At 56.9% G+C, this 10062-nt stretch carries 8 protein-coding genes; all 8 read left to right on the top strand.

The window, feature by feature from the left end; translation table 11 throughout:
• Positions 1–1116, top strand: a 1116-nt coding sequence (locus AC3WOS_RS27995; RefSeq protein ID WP_492720531.1) for a hypothetical protein, incomplete at its 5' end; no start/stop codon positions are given.
• 105 nt (positions 1117–1221) lie between these two features.
• A complete protein-coding gene (locus tag AC3WOS_RS27990; protein ID WP_492720530.1) occupies positions 1222–2358 on the top strand; it encodes a hypothetical protein in 1137 nt (378 codons plus the stop codon).
• 110 nt (positions 2359–2468) lie between these two features.
• On the top strand, positions 2469–3173 hold the full coding sequence (locus AC3WOS_RS27985) for a hypothetical protein (protein ID WP_492720529.1): 705 nt from the start codon (positions 2469–2471) through the stop codon (positions 3171–3173).
• A 299-nt stretch (positions 3174–3472) separates the two neighbouring features.
• Complete coding sequence (locus AC3WOS_RS27980; protein ID WP_492720527.1) at positions 3473–4660, top strand: hypothetical protein; 1188 nt, start codon at positions 3473–3475, stop codon at positions 4658–4660.
• Positions 4657–5826, top strand: a complete 1170-nt coding sequence (locus AC3WOS_RS27975) for a hypothetical protein (RefSeq protein ID WP_492720526.1) — start codon at positions 4657–4659, stop codon at positions 5824–5826. The genes AC3WOS_RS27980 and AC3WOS_RS27975 overlap by 4 nt, the downstream gene beginning before the upstream one ends.
• Positions 5827–6062: 236 nt before the next feature.
• Entirely contained in the window at positions 6063–7280 is a 1218-nt protein-coding gene (locus AC3WOS_RS27970; RefSeq protein ID WP_492720525.1) for a hypothetical protein, read from the top strand.
• A 59-nt stretch (positions 7281–7339) separates the two neighbouring features.
• Complete coding sequence (locus AC3WOS_RS27965) at positions 7340–7954, top strand: hypothetical protein (RefSeq protein WP_492720523.1); 615 nt, start codon at positions 7340–7342, stop codon at positions 7952–7954.
• A gap of 31 nt (positions 7955–7985) precedes the next feature.
• Positions 7986–10040, top strand: a complete 2055-nt coding sequence (locus AC3WOS_RS27960; protein ID WP_492720522.1) for a hypothetical protein — start codon at positions 7986–7988, stop codon at positions 10038–10040.
• The last annotated feature ends 22 nt before the right edge of the window (positions 10041–10062 follow it).

Below are 10062 nucleotides of genomic sequence, written 5' to 3'. Positions count from 1 at the left end.
CGCGTTTGCGTTGACGAAACCACGGGCGGGACCTTGAACCTGCCCGACGTGCCCGGTTTCGCGCTGACCATCGCTCCTGGTGCCGCCACCTTCCCGGGCGGGTCGCGCAGCGGCTGCGTGTCGGTCACGCCCGTCAACATGGACAAGGTGCCGATGTCGCCAGGGTTCGGCCAGCAGCCGCGCTTCGTCGTGACCATCCAGCCGGTGGGCACGCACTTCAATCCGCCTGCGCGCATGACCATCCCCAACGTGGACGGGCTGGCACCACGGGCCGTAACGGAGATGTATTCGTATGACCACGACCTGGCCAGCTTCGTTGCCATCGGTAGCGCGACGGTGAGCGAGGACGGCGCCACCATCACATCCGACCTGGGCGCCGGCGTCATCAAGGCCGGCTGGCATTGCGGCGGCAATCCGAACCCGTCGGGCTCGGCGGGGACTTGCCCGACTTGCCAGAAATGCGCTGGCGCGGGATGTGTGGCTGATAATGGCCAGACGCCGCCACAGGACTCGCCCACCGACTGCAAGGCGCAGTATTGCAGCGGCGGCCGAGTCGCCTCGCGGGAGGACGACAACGAGCAGCCAGTGAATCGCTGTAATAAGTGTGTTGCTGGACTTCCAACAGCAGACCCAACTAAGAATGGCACGCGTGTAGAACTTGGATGCTGCTTTAATGGTGAGGCCCAGCCCATACATCCAGTTGTAGACCTGATGAAATGCCCGAACCGGTCACCTAACGCCGCCCATGTCCCTCAATTTAACGGCTGCGGCGGTAGTGGTATATCAAGGTTGACACCAGACAATCCAATGTATGCAGCTCATATATCGGATCCGGCCTATTTGGCATTGCATGGATCGAAGGCAGGTACTTTCACATCAGCCTGCAATGGTCATGACGTCTGCTATGACACTTGCAACAGCGACAAAGGATCGTGTGACGTTTTGTTTCGTAACACAATGGATCTGGTCTGCGACGCAGATTACTCCGGTGTCATAAATGTCGTCTATCAAGCTCAATGCTATTCGTTCTCTTTCGGCTACCAAGCGGCTGTTTCAAGCATCGATTCATTTTACGAGGCCGCCCAAAAGAACGCCTGCGATTGCTGTGGTCAATAAACGAAATGGATTCTGATCACAAACAAAATAGATCGAACTAGTTCAAGTGAAGAGTATCTAATCCGTACCTGCAATGCTAGTTTCTTACGATGGAGGATATGTACGATGTCTCGCTCTTTGTTGATTTTCGCTATTTTTTATTGCCTGCTGTTCGCGGCGCCGTACTCTAAAGGCAGCACACCAGTTATTACATGGCAACTTGACCATGCACCTGAGGGGAAAATGCTAGAGAGTCGCGCTTCGGCGATTACTGAGGATGGAGACTTGGCAGTACTTGCGTTATCACGACCGCTTAAGCGCAGTAATAATGAAAGGGAGAATCAGGGCTGGATTGGCCTATTCACACCAACAGGTAATGTAAAAGAACAATTTTCATTCGTATTTCGACCCGGCGACACAGCCGTACAAGACGTCGATGCTTTCGCGCCGATTGGCGGTGGCAAATTCTTGGTTGCCGGAGTTGCACCGGATGGTCAATCTCAATTGGTTGCGTTCGATAATTTAGGAAAAAAGCAACTCGTGCGCGCCTTGGGTAAAAAACGCCTGTCTTTTATCAAAAAGCTACCTTCTGGTGACTTGGTGGCAGGAGGTCGTAGCGAGCGCGATCTGTTTGCAATACGCACACGTCCAAACGGCAATGTGCTATGGGAGTTCAGCTTGGATCGCGGGTTTGATGACGTCTTCTTGGAGGCAATATTGAGAGGCGAAAACGTCTTTGCATTAGAACAGTCTGGTCAACGGGAGAAGTTATTTATGCGCGATGCAGTAACAGGGGTGACTCTTTTGGCTCCCGGAATAGGCGCCATTCCGACGCCCAGTTTTTCAATCGCCGGACGAGCTGGCGCATTAGTCGCCGCCAACGACGGTTATGCAATGCTTGTCGACGCTGGCGTTGGTATCGAGCAAAAGATTCGATTCATCCGCCTTGATGCGGCATTTAAGACCATACACAGCACAGATTTAATTTCGGTCCCGTTTAGTCTGGACCGAGCGCGGCTGACTCGCCGTAAAGACGGGCGCTACCTGATGGTTACCATGAGCGGAGCTACGATGGTTTGGCTGGAGTTGAACGATTCCGGCACGATCTTGAGTCGCCTGGAAAGTCCGCTAGGCCATGCGTATCTTCACCCAGAAATCGTCGGCACTGATGATGTCTACTCGGTGTCCACAGGAGTCAAATCGATTCCAAATTTTGTTGGAGGACAGGAATTTCTCCACATTATTAAATTCTCGTTTCGGTAATTTTTGGATTTGTGTGCAAATTGGGAGCGGCGAATATTTCAGGATCAGACCGGCGACAGCGCGTCGACGTCATCTTCCACCTGCTCAGTAACTTACTGAAAATCTCCATCATGCGAATTCCACAGGTCATTCTTTTCGCCCACAATGCACGACTTCGCTGCCTGGTCGTCGTGCGGGTGTCCTTGGCGTTGGCGGGACTCCTATCGTGGCAAGCTTATGCATTGGCTGAATCGGCCACGCCGGTCGCCAACGCCCCTAGTCTAATGCCGGAGACACTTTCGAATATCAGGCTCGGGGTGACGCAGGCCGAACTCCTACGTAGCCGGCCGGCAATCTCGGGAAGCAATCTGGAAGAAGATGACTCCGGTCCCGCGACGCTACTCTTTGAGAGTGTCCAGTCCGAATTCATCGACAGTGTCATCTATTTTTTTGAAGACGTTCGACCGATCCTAACTAGCGTTGCACTTCTCAAGCAGTTGCCTGTGCATTCCGCACATATGATCTCCGCATTCCGCATCGCCGTCCTCAAGAAATGGGGACTACCGGACAGTGTGGGTTATGGGCGTACAAAGTCAGGAGGCCGTGATATCTCGATGGTATTGAAGAAAAAGGATGCGATAGTTATCGCGAGTTACCCAGCGAACAACAAGATTGGTATGCCTGACATTGTCTCGGTCCGGATCGGGCTGCGCGACTCAGTTATGGAGACCTACGCCAACCGATTGGCAAACATGGAAAAGGACGCACAGGCCAAGCTGATGGCGGAGTTCCGCGATCAGTTGAATCAGGCGCCAACTGCCAGCACGTATAAATGAAATATTGAGTCCTAGATATGTCACTTTACGGACCGCCAAATGGCTGGAATGTCATGCCCCTGAGTGTATCCATCAAAGGAACCGGTTACTGAGCCTTCCGTAGAGAAAGAACGGCGTCATGCAACAAATTCTCCAATATCCATTATTCAGAGATTAGTTTTAATGCCGGACGCACTGATAGCCCATCACAGAAAAAACGGCCGCAACAGTGATAAGCAAAAAAAATTCCGCCTGACAATACCGTCGGGGTTGAAGTCATACTCAAACCATTGGCCGCCTTGATACAGCGTGCACCCTAAATGAAGATCATGCAGACCCTGATCCCGAAGATTAAGCTGTCATGCGCCGTATTGTTGGTAGCGCCGTCCAGCGCAGCGGCGGCCTTTGGCCAGCCCGCTCAAGATCGCCCATGGCAACAGTACGTGATACCGGCGGTGCCCAGCACACGTGTTCTGGCAATGGCTGCGAATCGCGAATACAGCGCCATTTCGCTGCTGTACGCAGAGACTGAGAGCGGAAACGGTGATCAATTGCATTTGCTCACATTCAACGATGCCGGTAGGCCGCTGAAGTCGGTGAACCTGGCGCCAGCGCTACGATCCGCGGGGCCATTGGAGATGCATACACATGCTGGGCTGACTGTAGGCGACAACGGCACAGCATATGTCGCAGTCGCCGCGCAAGCTGGCCGCGTTTGCTTAGCAAGTGTCGCCCCATCGAGCACGGCCGCATCGCTCGTAAAGGTACTCAAGATTGGCGAGGGCAGCGTACAAGTGATGGCCATGCATCTCAGCCGCCAGGGTACATTGATGTTGGCAGGCTCGGCTGACGACAAGGGCTTCGTGGCATCCGTGTCGCCGCAAGGAAAATTGAATTGGACGACACATTATGACAAGGTAGTCACTGTGCTGGACATAGCCGAAAGCGGTAACGGTTTTGTGCTGGCAGGCGGAACACCGGGCAAAATGTTTCCGCAAAGCGTGTGGATAGCACGCATCGGGGCGTCCGGCGAGGAACTGGAGAGCCAACTGCGGCCCGGACCGACCCGCTACGCGTACTTGGCCGGCGATGGTCAACGCATTGGACTCAGCTTTGAAAGATTGGGGCCAGATCTTGAGTCTGGTCAAGCCCTGCTTGCCGTGTTCGCCAGCGATACGGCGTTGCGGGAAACGGCCAGTCATGTCTTATTTGAGGGCCGTCTCGATGCGCCGTTTGCGTTGAGTGCCAGTGCAGGCCACTTCACAGCGGCAGGAGTGGCCGAGAACGGCGTACTGCGGATCGCCGAGGTGGGCGCGGGCGAGAAAATCATTCCGCTATTCATCGGCCAGGTCAAAGCACCGGAATATGTTCGGTTTCTCAGCGTTGAAATCATGCGCTCACCCAGCGCCATCTATTTCAGCGGGCTGCGTTCCAAAATGGACGGACGAAGTCAGCAGTTAGAACTGGTGTTTGCTTACCTTCCCGTCAAATCGAAGCCGACCAAATGAATATGAACATTCGACGCCGCATTTCCTCGCTGGCCTGCGCCATCCTGTTGGCCGGACTATGCGCCAAGCCGGTCGCGGCCCTGGAATATATACCCGACGCATCGTGGCATCAGCACGCAATCCCTGTCGCAGATTCCACAGCCATACTGGCAATGGCCGCCGACCGCGCACTCGACACGATTGCGCTGCTATATACCGATACAGACAAGAATGGCGACGAACAACTACGGTTAATCGCCTTCGACAAAGCGGGCAATAGAATTTATGCGCCTGAACCGATGCTTCCGTTATCCACGGAAAACCCACCTATGTTGCTGGCTCGCGGCGGGCTAGCCATCGACGACAGCGGCACAGCATATGTGGCCACCGCCGGAAGTGCCGGAAGCGTACGCTTGGTCCGTATCGACCTGAAGGGGGCATCCACACCGCTGCAGAAGGTGCTGAAAGTCGGTACCAATAGCGCTGCGGTGAGCACTTTGCGCCTGAGTCGGCAGGGCACGCTGATGCTGGCAGGTGCTGTCAATGGCAAGGGCTTTGTCGCTTCGATCTCACCGTCAGGCAAGGTAAATTGGACCAAGCTCTACGGCAACGTGGCCGTCATAATGGATTTGATAGAAAGCGACGAAGGGTTCGTGCTGACCGGGGGCACAGCAGGCAAGATGTTTCCTCAAAGCGTATGGCTAGCTCGCATAGACTCTGCCGGCGAAGTGCTGCAGAGCCAGCTCAAACATGGGCCGACTGCCTATGCATACCTGGCTAGCGATGGCCAGCGCATTGGGCTCAGCTATGAAAAGCTGAACGCGGACCTGGAATCCGGTACAGCCTTATTGGAAATCCTCAGCGACAGTGCAACGCTGCGTGGAGGTGTCAGCCAAACCATATTTGAAGGCCGCCTGGACGCACCATTTGCATTGAGCGGCGATTCGGGCGGATTTACTGCAGCCGGCATCGCGACAGAAGATCGGCTGCAGATTGTTCAACTAAAGGCGGATGGGAGGCTCCTCCCTCTGTACAAAGGACAACCCAAAGCGCCAGATTATGAACGATTCCACAGCGTGGAGATTATTCGCGGCGCCGATGCCTACTATTTAGGCGCGCTGCGCTCACACGCTGTCGGCCGGCGCCTGCAAATGGAACTGGTGTTTGCAAGAATTCCTTCAATGTAGGGACGACCATGCGCGTCAAGAACTGGCTGTTCTGGCACCAACCAGCCCAACATGTGGTCCGCTCGCGCAGCCCCCGGCGTGCAAGCGGCCGGCTGCACTGCGGTCTTGTCGACAGAGGTTCAACGGATGGAGGTCATCATGCAAAATGGGGAATTTTGGGCGCATGGGAGCACCACCAATCACTGGCCCGATACCTTTGCAACTGCCATGCTCACGATTGCACCAGGCGAGGAACCATGCGCCGCCTTTTGACCGCGCTATCTGTCGCACTGCTAACTGGGGCGTCTGCGGCACAGGCGTTGAACGATGAATCGACATCGGACGCAGCTTGGCAGCAACACAAGGTAGCAACCGCCGATGGTACGAACATGCTGGCCATGGCCGCCAACCCGAAGCGCAGCACCTTCATACTGTTGTACAGCAAAGCCAGGGCTGACGACAGTCCGTTGCGGCTGGTCGCCCTCGACGGCTCTGGAAAACAAACAGCGGCGTTAGACCTGGTACCGCCGCTATTTTCGGAAGACGCGCCGCTCCTGTATGAACGCGTCGGTCTGGCAATCGACGCCAGCGATCTGGTCTACTTGATCGCAGCCAGCCACGGGCGCTTGCATTTGGCCCGCATCGATCTACGAGGAACCGCAGCGCCATTCAGCAAGACACTCAACATCGGCGACAGCAGCATAACAGTCAGCACGCTACGCCTGAGCCGGCAGGGCATGTTGATGTTGGCTGGCTCAGTCGATGGCAAGGGCTTTGTGGCATCGATATCGCCGCGCGGCGAGCTGAATTGGGCTAGGCGCTACAACGACGTGTTTGCCGTGTTTGACCTCGTGGAAAGCGATACCGGTTTCATTTTGGCGGGAGGCACGCCGGGCAAAATGTTCCCGCAGAGTATATGGCTGGCACGCATAGGCGCATCCGGTGACGTGCTGGAAAACCAAATGCGGCAAGGGCCCGCGCATTATGCCTACCTGGCCGACGATGGCCGACGGCTCGGACTCGTCTACGACAAGTTGGGATCTGATTTGCTGTCGGGCTGCGTATTGCTGGAATTGTTCGCCAACGGGACATCACTGCGCGCAACAAGCAGCCAGACCTTTTTTGAGGGTCGTGTGTCCGTGCCGTTCGTATTGAGCGGATACGCGGGCAGCTTCACGGCGGCAGGCATAGGCGCCCATGGCCAACTTCAGATCATTGAAGTGGATGCCGATGGGCGGCAGGTGCCGATCTTCCAGGGGCAGCTCAGAGCGCCGGATTACATGCGCTTCCACAGCGTAGAAATGATTCGCGGTCCCGATGCCCACTATCTGGCTGGACTGCGTTCGCATGCCGAAGGCCGGCGCCAGCGGAGGGAATTAATGTTCATAAAAATTCCTCGCCGAGAGGGAAGAAGAGAAATACAGGCCGCAGCGGTAGCTGCCCGTTCCACAGGGCATCCCGCGCGCCAGCATTGACGCGACCAGCCCAGCTCAGGTGGATGCACTCGCCCACCAGCTGACGAGGAGTATGGAAGATGAGACGACTATTGCTGCTCTCCATATTTTGGCCATGTCTGATATTCGCACCGTCGTACGCCGGGGCTGCGCCCTTGGCTATCGCATGGCAGCTGGACTACGCCCCGGACGGCATGATGCTGGAAAGTCGCGCCTCGGCCATCACCGAGAATGGGGACCTGGCAGTGCTTGCGAAACTCAGTCCGCTGGGCCATCGCTACGACAATGACCTGGGCTGGATCGGGCTGTTCTCGCCGAGCGGAACTGTGAAAGAACAATTCGCGTTCGTCCTTCAAGATGGTGACACGGCGGTGAAATATATCGACACTTTCATGCCCGTCGGATCTGGAAAATTCCTGGTTGCGGGCGTGGCTGCGGATGGTCAAGCCCGGTTGGTCCTGCTCGACCATTCGGGGAAAAGCCAACTGGTGCGCGCCCTGGGGCGCAAACGCCTGGCCTTTATCCGTAAGCTGCCATCCAGCGACGTAGTGGCGGGCGGATATAGCGAACGCGATCTCTATGCGCTGCGCATACGCGCAAACGGTAGCGTGCTGTGGGACCTCAACTCGGATCGCGGCTCCGACGCCACCTTCATCGACGCGATACAGCGCGGTGAGATGACAACCGCAATGTGACAAACATACACCGACGGACCGGGAGGCTGAAATGCAGTCACTGTTGAAAACCGCAAAATGCTTGGCAGCGCTGGCGTGCACGCTGGCGCTGCTCGCGGACACGGCCCCGGTGGATGCGGCCGGATTGAACGAGAACTGCGTGGTGAGCATCTTGAACCGCAACGTGCAAGCCAAGGCGGACGGAACCTGGGTGCTGCCCAACGTCCCGGCCAATTTCGGTAAAGTCCGTGCGCGCGCCACGTGCGTGCAGGACGGCGTTACCCGCTACGGTCAATCGGATGAATTCACGATACCGGCCAACGACTCCGTGACACTGCCGCCGATTATATTGGGGCCGACCACGCCGATACCGGCCCAACTGCGCGTCACCGTCGCCAGCCCGACGCTCACCGGCGCCGGCGCCACCACCCAGGTGCAGGCGCTAGCCACCTACGCGGCTGGCAATCAGGTTGATGTCACCGGCAGCGGCACCAGCTACACCATCAGCAATCCCGCCATCGCCACCATTACGCCGGCCGGCCTCATCACGGCAGTGCGCAGCGGCACGGTAGTGGTCCAGGCGATCAACGAAGGCACACAGGGCATTACGCAGCTGCGCGTCGCGCTGTCCGGTGTCGACAGCGACGGCGACGGCATCCCCGACGAGGAAGAACTGCGCCTTGGCATGGACCCAAACAATCCGGCGGACGCGCAGCTGGATGAAGACCACGACGGCCTTACGGCACTGGAGGAATACCGCGCCGGCACCGATCCCCATAATCCGGACACGGACGGCGATGGCATCAGCGACGGCGATGAGGTCCATTGCACACGCGGCTACTGCACCAACCCCTTGTTGGCCGACACAGACGGCGACGGCGTGCGCGACGGCACGGAGATACTCACCGGCAGCAATCCCACCAATGCGGCCAGCGTCAATCTAGGGGCCGCTTTGCTCAGCATCCGCATTTCGCCGGGTAACTTTGCCCTGGTCGTCAACACGCTGACCGGCAACGCCAGTGTCCAATTGAAAGTGATCGGCACCATGAAAGACGGATTTGAAATTGACCTGACCAGCAGCGCCCGACAGACGCAGTACGCCAGCAGCAATGTGGATTCATGCAATTTCGGCGGCGCGGATGGAGAGGTGCATGCCAGTACCGCTGGCATATGCGATATTACCGTCACCAATAACGGCCATACGGCTACAGTGCACGGGAAGATACTGAATTTCGCACCTGCTGCGCTGTCCTATGTTGACATCCCAGGTTTCGCCAACGGGGTGGCGATAAATGGCGACTTTGCCTATGTTGCAGCCGGGTCTGCCGGGTTGCAGATTGTGGCGCTGAGCGATGACCGTCACACCCCAAGGATATTATCAAGCCTGCAACTAAACACCAACGCTAACGACGTTACGCTAGCTGGAGATATGGCCTATCTGGCGACCAGCGGTGGCATAGTTGCGGTCGATATCTCGACGCCCGCCTCGCCGCGTCTGCTGGGTCGCCTCGCGTTGGGTGGGCAAGCCATGGGAATCAAAGTGCGCGGCACTACAGCCTATGTCCTCGACGGTGACAGTCTGTACATTGCCAACGTCGCCAGCCCGGCAGCAATGGTCCAGGTCGCATCGATCAAATTGGGAGGGACGGGATGGAATCTGGATTTGGACCCTTCCCGAAATTTGCTCGCTGCAGCGATGGGCGAAGCGGGCTTGCAGTTGGTGGATGTCAGCCAACTTTCGGCGCCGGTGGTGCGCGGCACGGCACTTACCGGCGATGCACGCGGCGTTGCCCTTCGTGGCAACACCGCCATTGTGGCGGACTATCGCAACAGCATGACTTCGGTCGACATTGGAAGTCCGCAGACGCCAGTCATCCTGTCAAGCACACCCTCCGTGTTGGGAGGCCTACTCAACAACATCATCTTGTCAGGCAACTTTGCGCTAGGCGCCGACGTGCTATTCGCTAATGGGGTACCCATAGTGGACATCAGCAATCCCCAAGTTCTGCAACCACGCCCCGTCCTCAATTTCCCTGATCGCCGCGACAATGGCTGCTGTGGTCTAATTTGCCCGGACACCTCAATAGGTGGAAAATCCACCACCTGAGGAGTTAAAGCATGACAACAAG

This window comes from Rugamonas sp. FW305-51 (assembly GCF_058786935.1).
Note: the sequence above shows the minus strand (reverse complement) of the source record. Positions and strands in the feature narration are given on the sequence as shown.

Bases quoted from the DNA above. Each gene is read 5' to 3' on its own strand.
- AC3WOS_RS27990 (WP_492720530.1), top strand. From the start codon at position 1,222: ATGTCTCGCTCTTTGTTGATTTTCGCTATTTTTTATTGCCTGCTGTTC.
- AC3WOS_RS27980 (WP_492720527.1), top strand. From the start codon at position 3,473: ATGAAGATCATGCAGACCCTGATCCCGAAGATTAAGCTGTCATGCGCC.
- AC3WOS_RS27985 (WP_492720529.1), top strand. From the start codon at position 2,469: ATGCGAATTCCACAGGTCATTCTTTTCGCCCACAATGCACGACTTCGC.
- AC3WOS_RS27965 (WP_492720523.1), top strand. From the start codon at position 7,340: ATGAGACGACTATTGCTGCTCTCCATATTTTGGCCATGTCTGATATTC.
- AC3WOS_RS27975 (WP_492720526.1), top strand. From the start codon at position 4,657: ATGAATATGAACATTCGACGCCGCATTTCCTCGCTGGCCTGCGCCATC.
- AC3WOS_RS27960 (WP_492720522.1), top strand. From the start codon at position 7,986: ATGCAGTCACTGTTGAAAACCGCAAAATGCTTGGCAGCGCTGGCGTGC.
- AC3WOS_RS27970 (WP_492720525.1), top strand. From the start codon at position 6,063: ATGCGCCGCCTTTTGACCGCGCTATCTGTCGCACTGCTAACTGGGGCG.